Genomic DNA, 19720 nt, shown 5'->3' with positions numbered 1-19720 from the left:
CCTGAGATGGATGCAGTACGTCCATGGCAGGGAGGCGGGGGGACATGGCACCTGAACAAATGGCCGAACCGCCCGAGCCCGGCGGCGTCGAACCGCCCGCCCGGCCGCTCGACGCGATCGATCAGGACATCCTCCAGATGCTCCAGGCGGACGGCCGCGCGTCGATACGCTCCGTGGCCGAACGTGTGCACGTCTCCCGGGCCAACGCCTACGCCCGCATCAACCGGCTCATCGAGGACGGCGTGATCCGCGGCTTCGGGGCGCGCGTCGACCACGAACGCGCCGGTCAGGGCACCTCGGCCTACATCACCCTCAAGATCGTGCAGAACACCTGGCGCACGGTCCGCGAACAGCTGCGGATCCTCCCCGGCGCCTCCCACATCGCGCTGGTGGGCGGCGACTTCGACGTACTGCTCCTGGTGCACACCCCCGACAACAGGGCACTACGGGAGCTGGTCCTCACCCGCCTCCAGGCCATCCCGGAAGTGCTCAGCACAAGAACGCTGCTGGTCTTCGAGGAGGAGGACCTGGAGCCGCAGGGCTGAGCTCACTGCTCTCTGCGGAGCCCTGAGAAGACGAGCTGCACCACCGCGTCGGCGACCTCGCGCTCGCCGACGCCTCGCCCGTCGGGCCGGTACCACTCCACGAGCGAGTTGATCATCCCGAAGACGAGCCGGGTGGCGAGCCGGACGTCCACGTCACCGCGTACGTCCCCGTCGACCGCTGCCGCGTTCAGCAGGTCGGCGACCCGGTGGTCGAAGTCGCGGCGCCGCTCCAGGGCCCACCTCTCGGTCCCCGTGTTGCCCCGCACACGCAGCAGCAGCGTCACGTACGGCAGCTCGGAGGTGAGCACCTCGACCATGCGCCGTACGACGTACTCCAGCCGCTCCACGGCACGCCCCACGCGCGCGTCCTCCTCGTCGAGGATCCCGAAGAGGCCGTCCAGCGCCCGGCTGACGGCGCGCCGCAGCAGCTCCTCCTTGCCCGTGACGTGGTGGTAGATCGACGACTTGGAGATGCCGGCCGCCTTGGAGAGGTGCTCCATGGAGGTGCCGTCGTAGCCGCGTTCGTTGAAGACCCGGACGGCGACGGACAGCAGCGTCTCCGGCGTGTACGTGTCGCGCTTCGCGGTCGTCATGAGGTGCCCTCCCGCTTGTCGGCGGCGTGCCCGTGGCGGTACAGCGCGAGGGAGGGCGCATAGCGGCCCGAGGGTTCGCGCAGGTGCAGCTCCTCCAGGAGGTCGTGCGCCCACGTCCTGCCGAGCCTGCGGCACCATTCGAAGGGCCCCAGCGGGTAGTTGACCCCGAGCCGCATCGCCGTGTCGATGTCCTCCTCGGTGGCCACCCCCTTGGCGACGGCGTCGTGCGCCAGGTCCACGATCCGGGCCACGGTCCGGGCGACGATCATGCCGGGGGCGTCCCCGATGACACTGACGTCCTTGCCGAGCGCCTGGAAGAGGCCGATGGCCTCCGCGACCGTCTGGGGCGCGGTGTCCTGCGAGGCGGACAGCGCGACACGGGTGGCCCTGCGGTAGTCGAGCGCCAGGTCGAAGTAGACGACGTCACGGAACTCGATCGAGGTCTGGCCGTCCGCCAGGACCAGCTGGCCGCCGCTGGGCAGCATCAGCCGGGTGCCGTGGTCCTCCTCTTCCTCGCGGACCTGGACACCCGCCTCGCGGATCAGGGCGAGAAGCTCGCAGGCGGGCCCCAGATCGCCCTCCGCGGTGACGTACGCGGGCGGCTGCTCCCGCTCCGCGGTGTGCGGCTCCGGGCGTTCGGCGTCGTCCCCGTAGTCGTACCAGCCCTGTCCCGTCTTGCGGCCGAGGCGGCCGGACTCGACCAGGCGGCGCTGGGCGAGCGAGGGCGTGAACCGCACGTCCTGGAAGAAGGCCTGCCACACGGAGTGCGTGACCGACTCGTTGACGTCCTGGCCGATCAGGTCGGTCAGTTCGAAGGGACCCATCCGGAAGCCGCCCGACTCACGCAGCACCGCGTCGATGGTCGCGGGGTCGGCGGCCTGCGACTCGTACACCGCGAAGGCCTCGGCGTAGAAGGGCCGCGCGATGCGGTTGACGATGAAGCCGGGCGTGTCGGCGCAGGCGACCGGCGTCTTCCCCCAGGCGCGCGCCGTCTCGTACGCGCGCGTGGCGTACGTGACGTCGGTCGCGAAGCCGGAGACGACCTCCACGAGGGGCAGCAGCGGCGCGGGGTTGAAGAAGTGCAGCCCGACGAAACGGCCGGGGTTGCGCAGGGCCCCGCCGATGGCCGTCACGGACAGGGAGGAGGTGTTGGTGGCGAGCAGGCAGTCGTCCCCGACGACGTCCTCCAGCTCGCGGAACAGCTCCTGCTTCACATCGAGTCGCTCCAGCACCGCCTCGACGACGAGCGCGCAGTCCGCGAGCTCGGCGACGCTGTGCGCCGGGTGCAGCCGGGCCCGGGCGGCGTCCCGGTCGGCGCTCGTGAGGCGGCCCTTGTCGACGAGCCGGTCGAGCCGGGCGCCGATCGCTTCGGCCGCCGCGTCGGCACGGCCCGGGACGGCGTCGTGGAGCCGCACGGGGTGCCCGGCGGCCAACGCGACCTGGGCGATGCCCTGGCCCATGGTGCCGGTACCGACGACGGCCACGGGGCTGCTGAGGTCGAGTGCTGTCATGTGCGCGATCCTCCCGCACGGGGTTTTCCACAGATGCGGCGGACCCCCTTGTCCCGACCGATCGTTCGGTTACTCTAGCCGTGTCTGTCCATTCCTGCCCAGCTCGCGGGCTCGACGAAGAGCTCAAGAGACGAGGAGTTGGTCCCTGATGGCCGCCGAACTGACCGCGCACCAGCTGATCGCCGAGCACCGGCCCACCCTCGACCAGACGCTGGAAGCGATCCGCACGCGCGCGTACTGGTCCCCGCACCCCGAGCACCCCAAGGCCTACGGCGAGAACGGCAGCCTCGGCATGGCGGAGGGCAAGGCCGCCTTCGACGCCCTCCTGGGCACCCGCCTCGACCTCGGCCAGCCCGGCACCGACGACTGGGTGGGCGGCGAGGCCTCGCCGTACGGGATCGAACTGGGCGTCACGTACCCGCACCCGGACGTCGACGTGCTGCTGCCCGCCATGCGGGCCGGCCAACGCGCCTGGCGCGACGCGGGCGCGGAGATCCGCGCCGTGGTCTGTCTGGAGATCCTCAAGCGGATCAGTGCCCGCACGCACGAGTTCGCGCACGCGGTCATGCACACCAGCGGCCAGGCCTTCATGATGGCGTTCCAGGCGGGCGGCCCGCACGCACAGGACCGCGGCCTGGAGGCGGTGGCATACGCCTACGCGGAGCAGGTGCGCACCCCCGACAGCGCGGAGTGGACCAAGCCCCAGGGCAAGCGGGACCCGCTCGCGCTGAACAAGCAGTTCACCCCCGTGCCGCGCGGCATCGCCCTGCTCATCGGCTGCAACACCTTCCCGACGTGGAACGGCTACCCGGGCCTGTTCGCCTCCCTGGCCACCGGCAACGCGGTGCTCGTGAAGCCCCACCCGCGCGCGGTGCTGCCGCTCGCACTCACCGTCCAGGTCGCCCGCGAGGTGCTCGCCGAGGCGAGCTTCGACCCGAACCTGGTGGCGCTGGCCGCCGAGCGGCCGAGCGAGGGCATCGCCAAGACCCTCGCCACCCGCCCCGAGATCAGGATCATCGACTACACGGGCTCGACGGCGTTCGGCGACTGGCTGGAGGCCAACGCCCGCCAGGCGCAGGTCTACACGGAGAAGGCCGGCGTCAACACGGTGATCGTGGAGTCGACCGACAACTACAAGGGCATGCTCTCCAACCTGGCCTTCTCGCTGTCCCTCTACAGCGGCCAGATGTGCACCACCCCGCAGAACCTGCTGATCCCCCGCGACGGCATCAGCACGGAGGAGGGCCCCCGGTCCTACGACGAGGTCGTCGCGGACCTCGCCAAGGCCGTCGGCGGACTCCTCGGCGACGACGCCCGCGCCAACGGGCTGCTCGGCGCCCTCGTGAACCCCGACGTGAAGACACGGCTGGAGGCCGCCGCGGGCCTCGGCGAGGTCGCACTCGCCTCCCGCGAGGTCGCCAACCCCGAGTTCCCGGGCGCCGTCGTCCGTACGCCGGTGATCGTGAAGCTCGACGGCGCCAAGCCCGACGACGAGGCCGCCTACATGAGCGAGTGCTTCGGCCCGGTCTCCTTCGCCGTCGCGGTCGACTCGGCGGCGGACGCGGTCGAGCTGCTGCGACGGACCGTACGGGACAAGGGCGCCATGACCGTCGGCGCGTACACCACCTCGGACGAGGTGACCCGGGCCGTCGAGGAGGCCTGCCTGGAGGAGTGCGCCCAGCTCTCCCTGAACCTCACCGGCGGGGTCTACGTCAACCAGACCGCGGCCTTCTCCGACTTCCACGGCTCGGGCGGCAACCCGGCCGCCAACGCGGCACTGTGCGACAGCGCGTTCGTGGCGAACCGCTTCCGGGTGGTCGAGGTCCGCAGGCAGGCGTAGCGCCTCAGCTCGGTGCGCCCCCGGTGGCGCTCCAGTGGTACAGCGTCATGGCCACACTGGTCGCGAGGTTGTAGCTGGAGACCTGGGGGCGCATCGGCAGGGCCACCAAGTGGTCGGTGCGGGCGCGCAGTTCGGCGGAGAGGCCGGTGCGCTCGGACCCGAAGGCCAGCACGGCGTCGTCCGGGAGCTTCAGAGCGCGAATGTCCTCGCCCTCCGGGTCGAGCGCGAACACCGGGCCCGGCGGCAGCTCGTCCACCGCCAGCCGCTCCACGGCAGTCGCGAAGTGCAGGCCCGCACCACCCCGTACGACCGTGGGATGCCACGGGTCGAGCGTGCCGGTGGTGACCACCCCGGTCGCGCCGAAGCCCGCCGCCAGCCGGATCACCGCGCCGGCGTTGCCGAGGTTGCGCGGATTGTCGAGCACCACGACGGGCGCGCCCCGGGGCGTGTGCGCCAGCGCCCGCAGGTTGGCCTCGCGGGCGGGCCGTACGGCGAGAGCGGCGACCTCGGTGGGATGCGGCCGCGAAACCAGCGACTTCAGCGTCTCCTGCGACACCTCGGCCAGCAGCCCTTCGAGCGGCGCCCGTACGTCCGGAGCGAGCTCGTCGGCCAGGGCCAGAGCGGCCGCCCGGTCGACGGTGACGGCCACCGGGATGTCCGCCCCGAACCGCACCGCGTGCTTGAGGGCGTGGAAGCCGTCCAGCAGCACGGAGGTGTCGACGAGCCGGTGCCAGACACGTACGGGGTCCGACGCGGGCCGGGGATCGCCCGCGGCACGTACAGGGTCGTTCATGCCGTGAAGCCTACGTGCGTGTGCTCGGCCGGTTCCGGGGTGCGCGGCTGCTGTCCGCGCGGCCCCGGCAGCGTACGACCGCCGCCCGGAAACAGCCCTCCACGCGCGCGCGTGGCCCACGCGCCGAGGCGCCGCAGGAAGGACGTCGGCAGGAACACCGCGTCGGCGGCGATCATCGCGAGCGAGAAGAACGGCAGCCCCAGCACCACGGCGATCACCGCGTGCTCGGTCATCATCACCGCCAGCAGGACGTTCTTGACCCGCCGGTTGAACAGGGTGAACGGGAAGGCCACCTGCACGACGACCGTCCCGTACGTCACGAGCATCACCATCACGCCATGCCCCGCGAGCAGGTCGGAGAGCGCGGGCCACGGCGAGAAGTAGTCCAGGTGAAGCGGGTAGTAGACCGCGGTGCCGTCCTGCCAGCGCGAGCCCTGGATCTTGTACCAGCCGGCGGTCGAGTAGATCAGACACGCCTCGGCCATGATCACGAACAGGCCCGCGTTGTGCACGACGTTGGCGATGACGTCGAGCAGGATGCGGGGCTCCGCGCGCGGGCCGAGACGACCTGCGCACCACCACAGGGCCTGCACCGCCCACAGACCCCAGAAGACCGCCGCCCAGCCGCCCAGCCACCCGCCGCCGATCTTGCCCGCGCCCGTCGCCACCGCCAGCAGGAGACCGAGCACCATCCACAACGCGGGACCGACGCGGTCGGGTCCGGGTTCCCGCTCTCCACGCGCGCGTGCCGCTCGCGCGAGCCGCGCCCGGCGGGCGTCCAGCGACCACACCTGAGCGCAGCGTGTCAGCACCAGGTAGATCGCCATCAGGTGGATGACGTTGTCGCCGCCGTCCCCCATGAAGACGCTGCGGTTCTGCAGCGACAGCACGCCGATCATGAACAGCACGGACATCGCGCGAGTACGCCAGCCCAGCAGCAGCAGGGCACTCGACAGGACGGCCAGCGCGTAGACGGTCTCGAACCAGAACTGGTTGTCCGACCACAGCAGAACGGTGAAGGCGTGGTTGTTCGCGACCAGCTGCTGGGCGAGATCCCAGCTCCACGGCCCGTCGGGTCCGTACATCTCCTGGCGGTGCGGGAACTCGCGCAGCAGGAACAGCAGCCAGGTGGCGGAGAACCCGATACGGATCACGGCACTCTGATACGGGCCCAGTGCCGCGCCGGTGACCCGGGTGACGGCGCGCGAGACACAGAGGGCGAATCGGTTCATCGGGCGCTCGCCTCCGTCCTGGCGACGGTCCTGGTGGCCGTCCGGGCCCCGGTCCCCGTGGCTGTCCGAGCGGCTGTCCGTGCTTCCGAACGGTCGTCGCGCGGCACCGCCCACCAGGGGAGTTCGCGAAGCACGGGCCTGTCCGACACCTTTTCCTCGCTCCACTTGGGGGACGGCACATTGGTCGTACGGGAGCGGACCTGGACGCGCTCGACGACGGCTCCCTTGCCGCCGGCCTCCTCGCGGTCCAGGCGCTGCACCACGATGTGGCGCAGGTACTCCTCGGAGAGGGCGCCGCGCAGGGCCGCGGGGCGGTTCTCGTTGTCGTGCGTGGCGACGTAGAAATCCCAGGCCCGGCGCAGTTCGTTCTGCTGGGTGTGGCTGGGCAGCAGGTTTCCGTCGATGGCCGCGCCGTCGAGCGCCGACAGGTCGTACCAGCCGGTCTCACGGCTGCTGCCGTTCACCAGGCGGACCTCGGCGCGCACCTGGACCGCGATGTTCTGCTGCAGCGGGTTGGGCGCGAAGAGCTTCCAGTTCTGCTCGAACTCGGGATAGACCCACTCGTCGATCGCCCGCCCGTGCTGCTTGGTGACCGTGTTCGACGGCGCGACATGCAGAAACACCATCCCGAGATGCACACAGGCGGCAACCGCCACGACCGCGAGCGCCAGGGCCGCGGCGATCTGATACCGGAGCGAGAGGGCGGCGACGCCGGTCGGCGGGGGGACTGCGGGGGCGGCGGGGAGAGGGGGGAAAGGGGGGGCGGTGGGGAGGGTGGGAGCAGTGGGGAGGGTGGGAGCGGGGGGCTGAGAGACGGCGGGTTCGGAAGCGGCTGGCTGGGCGGGCTCGGCGGGGTCGGTCAGCTCTTGGGGCTCGGAGAACTCGGGAGGCTCGGTGGGCGCGGAGTCCTCGGGTTCGGCGGGCTGGGAGGGGTGAAGGTCGGTGGGCTCGGGGGCAGGCAGGTCGGTGGGCTCGGCGGCACGGGGCTCGGGGGCAGGGGGCTCGGTGAGCGCGGAGGCAGGAGGCTCGGCGGGCGCGGGGGCCTGGGGCTCGGTGAGCGCGGAGGCAGGAGGCTCGGCGGGCGCGGGGGCCTGGGGCTCGGTGAGCGCGGAGGCAGGAGGCTCGGCGGGCGGCGCGGAGCCGTGTGGCTCGGCGGCCGGTCGCTGCCGGGCGTTCGAGTCCTCGTCGTGCGCGTTCATTCCGCCCCGATTCCGATTCCGATTCCGATTCCGATTCCGATGTCCGTCGGCGGCTTCCGCCGGCGATCTCCGATGCCCTGTATCCCGCTGCCCGCTGCCCGCTGCCCGCTGCCCGTCCGATTCTCGCCGCGAGCCGCGAGGAGCCCTACCGCCCACACGCACCGCGCCGTGGCATTCGCAGTGGCATTCGCACGGGAACGGTACTCAGGCAGGCCCACCAGGCACAGCCCCGAGAGACACAGAGGTCACTCGGGCAGCGTCATGGTTATCCACAGCGGTTGACACCATACGGCGCCGCGCCCGACCATTGATCTAGCAGACCGAACGATCGGTTGGCAGATGCGAGCAGGGGACGGCACGACAAGGGCCGGCCATTCCCGCCCTTCCGGTCATTCCCACCTTCCGGCCGTTCCCTTCTCCTAGAACCTGTTCTATCTTGACGACCCGTCAGATCTGTCAGGCCGTCGGATCCCGAGATCCGGTCGGTGGGCCGGCGCGCGGGAGGGCAGGAACCGTGGACTTCACCTTCACCGAAGAGCAGCAGGCGGCGCTGGAGGCGGCGAAAGCGGTGTTCGCGGGGGTGGCTCCCGACAGCGTGCCCAGTCCCGCGCTGACCGCGGGCACCGTCGCGGACGACTTCGACCGCGCGCTGTGGGCCAGGCTCGCCGACACCGACCTGTTGAGCCTGCTCCTCGACGCCGAGTACGGCGGGGCCGGGCTGGACGCCATAGCCCTGTGCCTGGTGCTGCGAGAGGCGGGGAAGGTGCTCGCGCGGGTGCCGCTGCTCGAAAGCACCGCGGCTGCCGTGACCGTACAGACCTACGCAGGCCCGGAGTTGAAGGAGGATCTGCTCGCGCGTGCGGGACGGGGCGAGGTCGTCCTGACCGTCGCCGCGAACGGGCGGACCGGACACGACCCGGCCGAACTCGCGGTCACCGCACGGCAGGACGGTGACACCTGGGTACTTGACGGGGTGCAGACGGCGATCCCCTGGGCGCACACCGCCGACTTCACCGTCGTACCCGCCCATGTCACGGGCCCGGACACCAGCGACGAGCAGAGCGACAGCATCGCCCCGGGACGCGCCGTGCTCGCGCTCGTCCCCCGTGGCGCCGACGGAGCCGTCCTCGGCGAGCAGATCTCCACGACCGGTGAGCGCCTCGGCGAACTCCGCCTGGAGTCCGTACGTATCGCCGCCCGGGACGTCATCGACGCCGAGGGCGCGTGGGAGTGGCTGCGCGAGCTGCTGGTCACCGGGACGTGCGCGCTGGCACTCGGACTGGGCGCCGGCGTACTCAGGATGACCAGCGACTACACCAGCAAACGGGAGCAGTTCGGGTTCCCCGTCGCCACGTTCCAGGCCGTCGCCGTCCAGGCCGCCGACCGCTACATCGACCTGCGCGCCATGGAGGCGACCCTCTGGCAGGCCGCCTGGCGGATCAGTACGGGAGCGGGCGGCGCGCTCCCGGCGTCCGCGGACGTCGCCGTGGCGAAGATCTGGGCGTCCGAGGGGGTACGACGCGTCGTACAGACCGCGCAGCATCTGCACGGAGGCTTCGGCGCCGACACCGACTATCCGCTGCACCGCTACCACGCCTGGGCCAAGCAGCTGGAACTGTCCCTGGGCCCGGCGGCGGCACACGAGGAGGCCCTCGGGGACCTGCTCGCGGCGCATCCCCTGGCCTGACCCTGACCCCCGCGCCCGCCCGTTCCCGACCGGGAAGCGGGCGCTGCGGGCGCTGGCCAGCCGGCCGGGGTTACAGCACGAAGCCGGGCTGTCCCTTGTCGTCCACGACCGGGCGGCCGGCGGCTTCCCAGATCTGCATGCCGCCGTCGACGTTCACGGCGTCGATGCCCTGCTGGGCCAGATACTGCGTGACCTGCGCCGAACGCCCACCGGAGCGGCAGATCACGTGGATCCGGCCGTCCTGCGGAGCCGCCTCGGTCAACTCGCCGTAGCGTGCCACGAATTCACTGATGGGGATGTGCAACGCCCCTGCGGCATGACCCGCCTGCCACTCGTCGTCCTCCCGGACGTCCAGCAGGAAGTCGCCGTCCACGAGATCGCCGACCGCGACCGAGGGCACACCAGATCCAAAAGCCATGCCCCGACGCTACCTGACCGGACCGACACCACGAACGCTGCCGTCCAGGAGACCCCAGCCCGGTCAGCGGATCACCTCATCCGTCTGGTCAGTCCGGTCAGCCCGTCAGCCCGGTCAGCTCCGCCTCGCGCTCGCCGACCTGGGCCAGCAGCTGCTCGGCGATCTCCTCCAGGAGACGGTCGGGGTCCTCCGGGGCCAGCTTGAGCATCGCTCCGATCGCGCTCTCCTCCAGGTCGCGGGCGACCAGGGTGAGCAGCTCCTTGCGCTGGGCGAGCCATTCGAGGCGGGCGTAGAGCTCCTCGGTGCGGCTCGGACGCCACTCCTCGGGAACGGGCCCGGCGGCCCACTCCTGCGCCAGCTCCCGCAGAAGCACCTCGTCGCCCCTGCCGTACGCGGCGTTGACCCGGGCGATGAACTCGTCCCGGCGCGCACGCTCCGCCTCGTCCTGCGCCAGGTCGGGGTGGGCCTTGCGGGCCAGCTCACGGTAGAGCTTGCGGGCCTCGTCGCTGGGGCGCACCCGCTGCGGGGGCCGCACGGGCTGGTCGGTCAGCATCGCCGCCGCCTCCGGGAAGAGGCCCTCGGAGTCCATCCAGCCGTGGAACAGCTCCTCGACGCCCGGCATCGGCATGACCCGCGCCCGAGCCTCGTGCGCCTTGCGAACGTCCTCGGGGTCACCGGTCCGCGCGGCCCGCGCCTCGGCGATCTGCGCCTCCAGCTCGTCCAGGCGGGCGTACATCGGCCCCAGCTTCTGGTGGTGCAGCCGCGAGAAGTTCTCGACCTCGACGCGGAAGGTCTCCACCGCGATCTCGAACTCGATCAACGCCTGCTCTGCCGCCCGCACGGCCCGCTCCAGCCGCTCCTCGGGCCGGTCTTCCTCACCCGTGACATCCCGCGCGCCGTCCGCCTTCTCACCGGCCGCGCTGCTCTCCCCAGGCTCGCTCGCGGCCTCAGCCTCGTTCGCGGCCTCGCTCACCGGCTCGCTCTGGACCTCGTTCTTCGCCTCACCGGCAGCCTCACCAGCAGCGCCGCCGTCAGCCTCACCAGCAGCGTCGCCGGCAACCCCACCAGCAGCGTCGCCGGCAGCCTCACCGGCCCGCTCGGCTGCGGCGGGCGGCACATCCGTGCCCTCCCGCTCCCGCGGCTCTTCACCAGCAGGCGCGGACTGGGACTGCTCAGCTTCCGGCGTCGTCACCCGCCCAGCGTAGGCCACGGCTCAAACGCCCACGCAGGCTCACTGTCATCCCCCTCCGAAGGCCCCTCCGGGGCCTCCCTCCGCGCGGACCGACGCCCGTGACGCGTTCATCACCGCGGACGCCGCCCGCGCGATGCCGCACACCCTGCGCGCCATCGACGTCGAAGACGAGACCATCGCAGAGCTGGAGATGATCGTCGGCTTCGACGACGACCTGGCCGGCGAAGCCACCCGCATTTCCCACCGGCTCCGCGGTCTGCTCACTCAGATCCACCCCCGTCTGGAACGGGTCCTGGGCCCACGCTCCAGCACCCGGCCGTGCTGCTGATGCTCGAACGGTTCGGCTCTCCAGCCCAGTTGAGGAAGGCCGGAGGCCGCAAACTGGTCGGCCTGATACGGGCCAAGGCCCCGCGGCTGGCCGAACGTCTGGTCGACGATGTCTTCACCGCGCTGGACGAGGTCGGCCAAACTCGCAGGTCCGGGCACTCGGCATCAGCCGGGCGGGACCCAACCCCCCGCCCCAACCGCGTCAAACCCCCATCTCCGCAGCAACCCGCCCCGCCCGCACCGCACCCACCAACTCCGCGTGGTCCGCCTCGGTGCGGTCGGCGTAGGCGACGGCGAATGTGGATATCGCCTCGTCCAGTTCCTCGTTCTTGCCGCAGTAGCCGGAGAGGAGGCGGGGGTCGGCGGTGTGGGAGTGGGCTCGGGCCAGAAGGGCGCCGGTCATGCGGCCGTAGTCGTCGATCTGGTCGGCGGACAGCGCGGCGGGGTCGACGCTGCCCTTGCGGTTGCGGAACTGACGTACCTGGAAGGGCCGCCCGTCGGCCGAGGTCCAGCCGAGCAGGATGTCGCTGACGACCTGCATGCGCTTCTGCCCGAGGACAACCCTGCGCCCCTCGTGCTCCACGTCCGGTGCCTCGAACCCGGCGGTCACCAGATGCGGCACCAGCACCGACGGGCGGGCCTCCTTCACCTGGAGGACGAGCGGTTCGCCGCGGTGGTCCAGGAGCAGGACGACGTAGGACCGCGCGCCCACGCTGCCCGTGCCGACCACGCGGAACGCGACGTCGTGCACGGCGTGGCGGGCCAGCAGGGGGAGGCGGTCCTCCGAGAGCGTGCCGAGGTACTGCTCCAGGGAGGATGCCACCGCCGCGGCCTCCTCGTCGGGTATGCGGCGCAGCACCGGCGGGGCGTCGACGAAGCGGTGTCCGCCGTTGTCCGTCACCTCCGTCGACTTGGCCGCGAAGCGTCCGCTCGTGTTGGCGCGCGCCTTCTCCGAGACCCGTTCCAGCGTGCCGAGCAGGTCATGGGCGTCCGTGTGCGAGACGAGTTCTTCGTCGGCGATGGCGTTCCACGCGTCGAGGACCGGGAGTTTGGCGAGCAGCCGCAGGGTGCGCCGGTAGGCACCGACCGCGTCGCGGGCCGCCTTGCGGCAGGTGTCCTCGTCCGCCCCGGCTTCCCGGCCCGCGAGAACGAGCGAGGTGGCGAGCCGCTTGAGGTCCCATTCCCAGGGGCCGTGCACCGTCTCGTCGAAGTCGTTCAGGTCGATGACGAGGCCTCCGCGCGCGTCTCCGTAGAGGCCGAAGTTCGCCGCGTGCGCGTCGCCACAGATCTGTGCCGCTATCCCGGTCATGGGGGTGCGCGCGAGGTCGTACGCCATAAGGCCGGCCGAGCCGCGAAGGAACGCGAAGGGTGTGGCCGCCATCCTGCCGACGCGTATCGCCGTGAGCTCGGGGATCCTGCCGCGGTTGGACTCCTCCACCGCGGCGACGGCGTCCGGCCGGGCGACGTCGAGCGTCAGCTCGGCGTGGGCGGTGCGGCCCACCCGCTCGCGCAGCGCCTTGCCCTCGTCCTTGGGTGAGCCCTGTACGGGCCACTGCGCGAAGCCGCGTACTCCGGGGACCCGGGTCGCCCGCGCGCCGGGGACCGCCGCCCCGACCGCCTTCGTACCAACCGACGTCGCCTCGACCGCCGTACCGAGCTGGGTCACTTCGACCGCCTCCCCCGTGCCTGCACGAACATCAACTCGTGATGACCGTACAGCCGGTCGTCGAGACGCGTCAGACCCTGTGGACAACTCCGCGACTGTGGAAAACCACCGTGGATACGGGCTGCCGCGCACGGGCGCCGGCCAACCCGGCCGTCGCGCTCCTGGCGGGCTCCCGGCAGGAGCGCGGCGGGCTGCCGGTGGGCTCTACTTTCCGAACTTCTCCGAGCACGGAGCGCTTTCGGGCAGGTGCTGCTCGGCCCAGCTGCCGAGTTCCTTGAGGGCCGGCTCCAGGGCTGAGCCAGCCTGCGTCAGGCGGTAGGAGACGCGCAGCGGGGGGCCCTCGTCGACCTCGCGCACGACGAGGCCGGCCGCGCCGAGTTCGGTGAGCCGGTCCGAGAGCATGCGTTCGCTGATGCCGGGGATCGCCCTGCGCAGGTCGGAGAAGTGCACGGGGTGCTGCATGAGCACGGCCACGATCAGACCGGTCCAGCGTTTTCCGAGCAGCAGGAAGACCCGGGTCATGCCGTCGTCGACCCGTTGGCACGGGCCCGCCTCGTGCTTCACCTGCTCCGCCATAGGCCCAGGGTACTGCGTTCCCGTAGGGGGCTGAAAAAAAGTAAGCGACTGTGTTATCAATAGTTCAGTACGAAACGTCAGGCATCCCCCTTCCTTTTGCCTCTGGAGACCCCCATGGCCACGCTTCTTCACATCGACTCCTCGGTGTTCCCCGCCGCCGCCTCCGCCTCCCGCGCGGTGACGGACGCCTTCCGCAAGGCCTGGGAGGAGCAGCACCCCGAGGGCACGGTGATCTACCGCGACCTGGCCGCGGACCCCGTTCCGCACATCACCGCCGACTCCCACACCGCCGGCTTCGCCGCTCCGGACACGCACACGCCCGGACAGGCCGAGGCCTTCGCCGAGCGCGTGAAGTTCATAGAGGAGCTGGAGAACGCGGACGCGGTGCTGATCGGCGCCCCGATGTACAACTACGCGATCCCCTCGACGCTGAAGGCGTGGCTGGACCACGTGGTCCTCATCGGCCGCACCGCCATGGCCGAGGACTCGAAGACCAAGGGGACCCCGGTCACGGTCGTCGCCAGCCGCGGCGGCTCCTATGCACCGGGCACCCCGCGCGAGGGATACGAGTACGTGCAGAACTACCTGGAGGCCATCCTCAGCGACACCCTCGGCCTGGAGCTGGAGTTCATCGTCCCGGAGCTCACGATGGCTCCCCACAACCCGGCGATGGCCGAGCTGGTCCCGCTCTTCGAGGCGTCCCGCTCCAAGGCCCTCGACGACGCGGCCACCAAGGCCAAGGAGCTCGCCCAGCGCCTCGCAGGCTGAACACCGCCTCAGCACCGTCCACCCAAAAGCACCGGCCGCCCGCGACCACCGGCCGTTCAAAAGCATGAACACCGCAAACAGCAGGACCCCGGCAGTGAGATACCTCACCGCCGGGGTCCTGCCGTGCACTCCCCACCACCGCGACCACAAGAGCCGCCGGAACCCCGAACCCAAAGCCAGGAGCTGACCCCAGCCCAGAAGCTGACCCCAGAACAACGAGAAACGGGCCCTCACCGAGACTCTCGTCTCTGGTGAGGACCCGTCCTCATGGTGGGGAACCGACGGAATGGGCTGACCAAGGGGTACACCACGCATCCAAAGATCAACTCCCGCGATCACCAAGATCTTTTCCCATCCGCCAGGTGAGAGGCGCGCCAGTCGGCCGATACCCCGGGGATGCCCGCCGAGGAAACTCCGAGCCACCGGCGCCTGTTCAATCAGCGCCCATGCCCCGTAGAAGGCGCGCCGGCCATCGGCGGCGGCATACCTACGGGTAGTACGCGCCTGGTGAACGACTTTTGGCGCCCGGTGACATCTGAGGAAAAGCCGTTGAGCACCACATGAGAAGGGAAGATAATTCTGGCTCAGCATGAGGGAGGCTGGCAGTGTCCGTGAACGATGACGTCATCAAGGCTGGCGTGGCGAGCGATGCTGACTACGTGGGTCGATTGTTCCGCGACTTTCAGGCAGCAAATGATGCGAGCGTATCTTCGATCATGCCCCTGTGCATGGCTCCATACTTTTCGCTGGTGCTCCATGAGGCGAAGAGGAAGCCCCAGGCGATCGACTCTTCAGCATTTGATGGGTTCTCTGCCGAAGCTGAGGAGGTGTGTGCTCGCGCGAGGCATAGCCTGAAGCTCTTCGAGGACACACAACGACACATCGACGGACAGTTGCGATTTTTCACAGATGACATTTTGGACAAGCACTCCGATCACTTCCTAGGGAACACCTGGCTCTGGCTCGCCCGAAGGTGGGAGAAGGACCTGGGGCTGTTCACGTACGAAGGTACTCTAGTTACGACCTCGCATGCCGCTGCTTTTCACCTTGGAGTTGAGGCAGAGAACCTCCTTCAGGAGGATAACGGCACCTACATGCTCGGTATTATGCAGCAGTTGGGACGTTGCTTCGGAGCACTCGGCGCCCGTATGGATACTCAGGGGGGCGAGACGTTTGTACGCCACCTCGCGGGGGCGCATTTGAGGTCTGCAGATGTGCGAGCTTCAACGTACTACGCGCAGGCTTTCGATGGAGTAGCAACACAGGCCATGAACGGCGTTTTGACCGACTTCCAAGTCAGGATGAACTTCATCGATAAGATCGTCACTGCTGGAGCCGATATCCGTAACCTTGAGTACACGGTTTTCAAGATTCGCTACATCACCCTGTATCAGGTGCTGCTGAGCCTCAAGCTCCTCAAGGATGACGCGCGTTATCCGCTGTCGCCTTCATCTAACGCAGTACTGAAAACCATCCTGAATACTGACGCCGTGCATACCATCACGGATGGTGCGGTCCGAGAGTTTCGGAACACCTTGATTCATTACAACTTGCTGAAGGGAGCCGATCCCGCAAAGGTTGATTTGGCACAGCCGATCTTTGGCCTAGTACCTCAGTATTTTCCTGCCTATACCTATGAGCAGCTGAGCGAATTGGTAGATACCTGTATTCGTGAAACGGCCTGCGCCTTGAATAGATGGGAAAGCAGCGTGTAGGCACCGAAACAGGGCTCAGCCGTGGTGCCAGGGTCGAAGTGCGCACGTGTCCCAGGAGAACCGCCGTAGCCGCGCCTGTTCGACGAGCGTGGCCGTGTCGCCGTACGAGTTGTTCAAATGCCGCCCAAGGACCACGACAGCCACGCTTCTCGCACCCGCTGCCTTCAGCGCTGCGGAGGCGGACTGAGCATGGTTTCCGCTGGTCCACGTGTCGTCGATGACCAGGACGTTCTCACCCCAGAGCGCTGTCGAGGTATAGCGCGAGCGAGACGGGTTCCGGCCCAGAACGGCCGCGTCCGGGGCCGGTGCGAGCAGGTCACGGTACCGATCGCGGGTGACCTCCACCATCTCGGCGGTAATGGTGCGCAGGGGGTGGTTCTCACGGCCGCTGGTACTGGGGGCCGTCGTGACGATGTCGAAGCCGGGCACGGCGCAGTGGGCCGCAATGCAGGCTTCGTGCAGCGCGAGGAAACGCCACAGAACGGCTGCCAGGCCCATACGGAAGTACATCTGCTGCGGGCCGGCGGCGTTCTTGTAGCGCCACAGTTCGTTGGCATACTGCTCACCCTTGAGTGCCAGGCTTACCGGAACGACCACGTCAGCAACACCTATACCGAGGACGTTTCCGGTCTGCTGGCACTGTCTGCAACTCGGGTAGCCGGCGTTCGCGGTACCGCGGCAGATTTGGCATACGCCCGGGCCGGACATCAGGGGATGAACGAGGAAGTTGGCGTAACGGTCGGACAGTCCGACGACTGTTGTCACCCGAGGCCGCCGACTATGCCCAGGTCAGCTCGCCCGTTGTGGGGACGAGAGAATCGAGGACGTCAAAGACGTCGTCTGCCGTGTCGATGACGCTCGTGTTCGGTCTGGTGGCGTACTCGCGCGCCCATTCGTGCGTCATGAGAGAACGCATCAGGAAGACGCGGCGACCGTGCTCCAGGGCGAGGCGGGCCTGCATCCGAGCGCCGCTCCGATAGGCCGCCTCGACCACTACCGTGGCCAGGCTGTATCCGCTCATCACTGCGTTACGCATGGGGAAAGAGGCCTTCGAGGGTGGCGCGTCCGGCCAGAACTGGGAAATGACCAGCCCCCTCTCAGCGATCTCCTGCTGCAGACGGGCGTTCGGCGCAGGGTACGAGCGGCGCAGGCCCGTACCGATGACAGCGACGGTTCGGCCTCCGACAGCGAGAGCCGTTCCATGGGCGGCGGTGTCGATTCCGGCAGCCAGCCCGCTGACCACCGTGACGCCACGCTCGGCCAGCCCGCCCGCGATGGCCCGGGCATGGTCGATGCCCTCAGGTGTGGGATTGCGGGTGCCGACGACCGCGACCCGCAGGTCTTCCTCGACGTGGGTGCCACGCAGGAACAGGAAGGGAGGGCGCTGGTGCACCAGCCTCAGGCACAGCGGATAGTCCTCGTCCAGAATCGTCACCAGACGCATGCCCTCGCGGTTCCAGGCAGCGATCTCTGCGGCGATCGACTCCAGATCCACGGCTGGCTCGGTGTCGAAGAGGGCAGCCTGCCCGGAGGCGTCGAGGGCACTCTCCAGGACATCACGTGCGCTGCCGACGGTCTCTACCTGGTCGGTCAGCTCGGGCCAGGGGCGATCCCCGCGCCGCAACAACGCGACGAGCGCGGCTCGCTCCAGCTCCTGGTCCATGCCACAAGTATAAGAACAGGCCACCTCAGCGGTACGGGAACGGAGGGACCAGTCCCGTAAAGACTCCCGAGGAGCACCAGTACCCGGGATCACCTTTTGATCCGCCGCGCGGCCGCACCGGTGATCTCTTCGGGGGTGTGGGTGCGCAGCAGTTCGTTCAACGAGCATTCCAGCTGGGCTCGTCGTGTGGACCGGTCACGAGCCAGGGCCTCGGCGATCGCCTCTTGCAGGTACGCCTCCGGTTTCTTCCCCTCGGCTGTGGCGCGCGCCCGGATCCGCTCGTGGGTCTCCTCGCTGATGGGGATGCTCATCAGGTACTTGCCGTCCGAGCTCGGAAAGAGACTGCAGAGCACGTCGATCGGAAGTGCGTCCTCCAACCGTTTCCAGATCTTCCGCATGGCCCGCCGTTCGTTCCTGGCGGACACCAGGACCACGAGCCGCCTGCGGTCGTCAGCGGCTGCCAGAGGGAAGGAGCTTTCCTGCTGCGCAGCCCTCAGTTCGACGGCGTCCAAGGAGCGGGTCAGGCTGATCTCAATGGCATGCACGGTCACGGCTTCTCCTCCTGCTGCGGTGAGTTGCGAACGAGAACTGCGGCCCCGGTGAGTCACTCGAGCGAGATCTCTCCGTCTGGCAGCCACCCCTCCCAGTAGCCGTCCATGAAGTCGAGCAACTCGGCGGGTTCGACCACCGCGTCGGCTGACCGCAACTCGGCTGTTGTCCACCAGCAAGCCTCAGGGGCGAGTGCAAAGCGGACGGATGGCGGCCAGCTATCGACGGCAGAGCGGACTACGAGGACGTACTGGACCCCGCGGGGTGCGTCCCTGCGGGCGAGTCGGCCAATGAGCGGCGAGATACGCAGTGGCGGGAGGTGCGCGACCTTCCGCAGATGACGAGTTGCCGACCGACGGCAAGTCTCACCGGAACGCATGGGGACCATCGGCAGGGTCCAGCAGTTCTCCTCGTCCGGTCCGTCCGGGATCAGGAGGAGCATGCGCTTCGAGGAGTCGATGACGACGGGGCGTACTACGTCGTAGCCATCCAGGTAGGCGTCGTTCATGCTCCAACGTTTCCACGATGCTATTCGAATAACACCATGGAGGCGTCCTAACGGGTGACACGCCACCGGCCGGGATTGGGTAAACGACGACAGGCTTCAGTCACTCACACTGGTGGTCCGCCCTCAAGCCACGGTTCAACAGAGCGCACCTGCCACAGGATTCGCGACGTGAGTACCGTGAAGAAGACCGCGCAGAAGCGTCGCCCACCGCGCCGCACGCTGACTGGACCGGTGGTTCAACCGATCCCCGGGGAGTCGCTGACCAGCTGGGTGGGTGAGCTGGCCCGTCAACAGGATTTCGAGATGAAGCCGCTCCTGCGGGAACTTCACCTCGACAGGCTGGGTGGGCTCGCCGGGGCCGAAACCCGGTTGTCCGATCCTGTGGTCCGGCGGGTGGAGAAGCTGACCGGGATCGACGCCGAGCGCCTGCACGCGATGACCCTCGCACGCTACGCCGGCAACGCTCTGCCGCATCTTCCGCTGCTCGCATCTGACGGTGTGGCGGTTCAGCAGTGGAACCAGGGGGCGCGGCTCCACCGTTCGCGGGCACGTTGGTGCCCCAGGTGTCTGCGCAACGGCAGTAGCTCGCGCTGGCTCCTGCGCTGGAAACTTCCCTGGTCGTTCGCGTGCGTTGATCACGCCGTCTACATGGTGACCGAATGCCAGTCCTGCTGGGACACCGTCGATTTCCGGCACGACGCGCCACCCCCGCGAAACTGCGACAACATGACCGACGAGGGCGAATGGACCCACGACCTCAGGGAGCCTTGCGGACACTCGCTGGCCATGTGCCAGCCGGTGCCCGTCAGCGACACCTCCGTCTTGACCTTGCAGGAACGGGGTCTGCCGCACGATCGGGTGACATCTGAACTGGCTTGCCCTGTGGGGCGGGTGGGAAGGATGTCGCTGTGCCCAAGCCTTATCCGGAGGAGTTCCGC

Annotated in this window: 19 protein-coding genes and 1 pseudogene; 7 read left to right on the top strand and 13 right to left on the bottom strand. The window is 69.2% G+C overall.

Going from position 1 to position 19720, the window contains the following annotated elements:
- Nucleotides 1-44: 44 nt before the first annotated feature.
- Nucleotides 45-545, top strand: coding sequence for an Lrp/AsnC family transcriptional regulator (locus ACN6LB_RS14305; RefSeq protein WP_445026120.1), 501 nt, complete (start codon nt 45-47; stop codon nt 543-545).
- 2 nt (nt 546-547) lie between these two features.
- On the opposite strand, the gene ACN6LB_RS14300 is transcribed toward ACN6LB_RS14305, so the two are convergent.
- Both ACN6LB_RS14300 and ACN6LB_RS14295 read right to left on the bottom strand, forming a co-directional pair.
- Complete coding sequence (locus ACN6LB_RS14300) at nt 548-1138, bottom strand: TetR/AcrR family transcriptional regulator (RefSeq protein ID WP_445026119.1); 591 nt, start codon at nt 1136-1138, stop codon at nt 548-550.
- Nucleotides 1135-2649 (bottom strand): 3-hydroxyacyl-CoA dehydrogenase, encoded by a 1515-nt coding sequence (locus tag ACN6LB_RS14295; protein WP_445026118.1) that lies wholly within the window; start codon nt 2647-2649, stop codon nt 1135-1137. Before ACN6LB_RS14295 ends, ACN6LB_RS14300 begins: the two co-directional genes overlap by 4 nt.
- A gap of 148 nt (nt 2650-2797) precedes the next feature.
- On the opposite strand from ACN6LB_RS14295, the gene paaN reads away from it, so the two are divergent.
- Nucleotides 2798-4489, top strand: a complete 1692-nt coding sequence (gene paaN / locus ACN6LB_RS14290; RefSeq protein ID WP_445026117.1) for a phenylacetic acid degradation protein PaaN — start codon at nt 2798-2800, stop codon at nt 4487-4489.
- 4 nt (nt 4490-4493) lie between these two features.
- Here paaN and ACN6LB_RS14285 read toward each other — a convergent pair whose 3' ends face one another.
- From ACN6LB_RS14285 to ACN6LB_RS14275, 3 genes are read right to left on the bottom strand one after another with little or no spacing between them, the layout of a single operon-like run.
- Nucleotides 4494-5282: a TrmH family RNA methyltransferase gene (locus tag ACN6LB_RS14285; protein ID WP_445026116.1), complete on the bottom strand. Its 789-nt coding sequence runs from the start codon at nt 5280-5282 to the stop codon at nt 4494-4496.
- Nucleotides 5279-6514: an HTTM domain-containing protein gene (locus ACN6LB_RS14280; protein ID WP_445026115.1), complete on the bottom strand. Its 1236-nt coding sequence runs from the start codon at nt 6512-6514 to the stop codon at nt 5279-5281. Before ACN6LB_RS14280 ends, ACN6LB_RS14285 begins: the two co-directional genes overlap by 4 nt.
- A complete protein-coding gene (locus ACN6LB_RS14275; protein ID WP_445026114.1) occupies nt 6511-7713 on the bottom strand; it encodes a DUF5819 family protein in 1203 nt (400 codons plus the stop codon). Before ACN6LB_RS14275 ends, ACN6LB_RS14280 begins: the two co-directional genes overlap by 4 nt.
- 514 nt (nt 7714-8227) lie before the next feature.
- On the opposite strand from ACN6LB_RS14275, the gene ACN6LB_RS14270 reads away from it, so the two are divergent.
- Nucleotides 8228-9400 (top strand): acyl-CoA dehydrogenase family protein, encoded by a 1173-nt coding sequence (locus ACN6LB_RS14270; RefSeq protein ID WP_445026113.1) that lies wholly within the window; start codon nt 8228-8230, stop codon nt 9398-9400.
- Between the two features lie 70 nt (nt 9401-9470).
- Here ACN6LB_RS14270 and ACN6LB_RS14265 read toward each other — a convergent pair whose 3' ends face one another.
- Both ACN6LB_RS14265 and ACN6LB_RS14260 read right to left on the bottom strand, forming a co-directional pair.
- Complete coding sequence (locus tag ACN6LB_RS14265; RefSeq protein ID WP_445026209.1) at nt 9471-9800, bottom strand: rhodanese-like domain-containing protein; 330 nt, start codon at nt 9798-9800, stop codon at nt 9471-9473.
- A 115-nt stretch (nt 9801-9915) separates the two neighbouring features.
- Nucleotides 9916-10791, bottom strand: coding sequence for a J domain-containing protein (locus tag ACN6LB_RS14260; protein WP_445026208.1), 876 nt, complete (start codon nt 10789-10791; stop codon nt 9916-9918).
- Nucleotides 10792-11083: 292 nt separating this feature from the next.
- Between ACN6LB_RS14260 and ACN6LB_RS14255 the strand changes: the two are divergent.
- Nucleotides 11084-11469, top strand: a pseudogene (locus ACN6LB_RS14255) (IS110 family transposase); the annotation flags it as partial.
- Nucleotides 11470-11539: 70 nt separating this feature from the next.
- On the opposite strand, the gene ACN6LB_RS14250 reads toward ACN6LB_RS14255, so the two are convergent.
- Both ACN6LB_RS14250 and ACN6LB_RS14245 read right to left on the bottom strand, forming a co-directional pair.
- Nucleotides 11540-13003, bottom strand: a complete 1464-nt coding sequence (locus ACN6LB_RS14250) for a DUF2252 domain-containing protein (RefSeq protein WP_445026112.1) — start codon at nt 13001-13003, stop codon at nt 11540-11542.
- A gap of 204 nt (nt 13004-13207) precedes the next feature.
- Nucleotides 13208-13579, bottom strand: a complete 372-nt coding sequence (locus tag ACN6LB_RS14245) for a winged helix-turn-helix transcriptional regulator (protein WP_356134223.1) — start codon at nt 13577-13579, stop codon at nt 13208-13210.
- Between the two features lie 114 nt (nt 13580-13693).
- On the opposite strand from ACN6LB_RS14245, the gene ACN6LB_RS14240 reads away from it, so the two are divergent.
- Both ACN6LB_RS14240 and ACN6LB_RS14235 read left to right on the top strand, forming a co-directional pair.
- Nucleotides 13694-14347, top strand: coding sequence for an FMN-dependent NADH-azoreductase (locus ACN6LB_RS14240; protein ID WP_445026111.1), 654 nt, complete (start codon nt 13694-13696; stop codon nt 14345-14347).
- Between the two features lie 611 nt (nt 14348-14958).
- The gene (locus ACN6LB_RS14235) at nt 14959-16062 is read left to right on the top strand and encodes a hypothetical protein (RefSeq protein WP_445026110.1); all 1104 of its coding nucleotides are present in this window, start codon (nt 14959-14961) and stop codon (nt 16060-16062) included.
- 15 nt (nt 16063-16077) lie between these two features.
- Here the strand turns inward: ACN6LB_RS14235 and ACN6LB_RS14230 are convergent, their stop codons facing one another.
- The 4 genes from ACN6LB_RS14230 to ACN6LB_RS14215 all read right to left on the bottom strand — a co-directional run bounded on the left by ACN6LB_RS14230 (nt 16078) and on the right by ACN6LB_RS14215 (nt 18782).
- Nucleotides 16078-16659 carry a hypothetical protein gene (locus tag ACN6LB_RS14230; protein WP_445026109.1) on the bottom strand — a complete coding sequence of 194 codons (582 nt, stop codon included), beginning with the start codon at nt 16657-16659 and terminating at the stop codon, nt 16078-16080.
- A 181-nt stretch (nt 16660-16840) separates the two neighbouring features.
- On the bottom strand, nt 16841-17725 hold the full coding sequence (locus ACN6LB_RS14225; protein WP_356457201.1) for a DNA-processing protein DprA: 885 nt from the start codon (nt 17723-17725) through the stop codon (nt 16841-16843).
- A gap of 89 nt (nt 17726-17814) precedes the next feature.
- A complete protein-coding gene (locus tag ACN6LB_RS14220; protein ID WP_445026108.1) occupies nt 17815-18276 on the bottom strand; it encodes a hypothetical protein in 462 nt (153 codons plus the stop codon).
- Nucleotides 18277-18329: 53 nt separating this feature from the next.
- Entirely contained in the window at nt 18330-18782 is a 453-nt protein-coding gene (locus ACN6LB_RS14215) for a hypothetical protein (protein WP_445026107.1), read from the bottom strand.
- A 168-nt stretch (nt 18783-18950) separates the two neighbouring features.
- On the opposite strand from ACN6LB_RS14215, the gene ACN6LB_RS14210 reads away from it, so the two are divergent.
- Nucleotides 18951-19720 (top strand): TniQ family protein (locus ACN6LB_RS14210; protein ID WP_445026106.1); only part of this gene is annotated, 770 nt, incomplete at its 3' end.

Source organism: Streptomyces sp. SAS_270, assembly GCF_052543295.1.
This window is presented reverse-complemented; position numbering and strand designations above follow the sequence as displayed.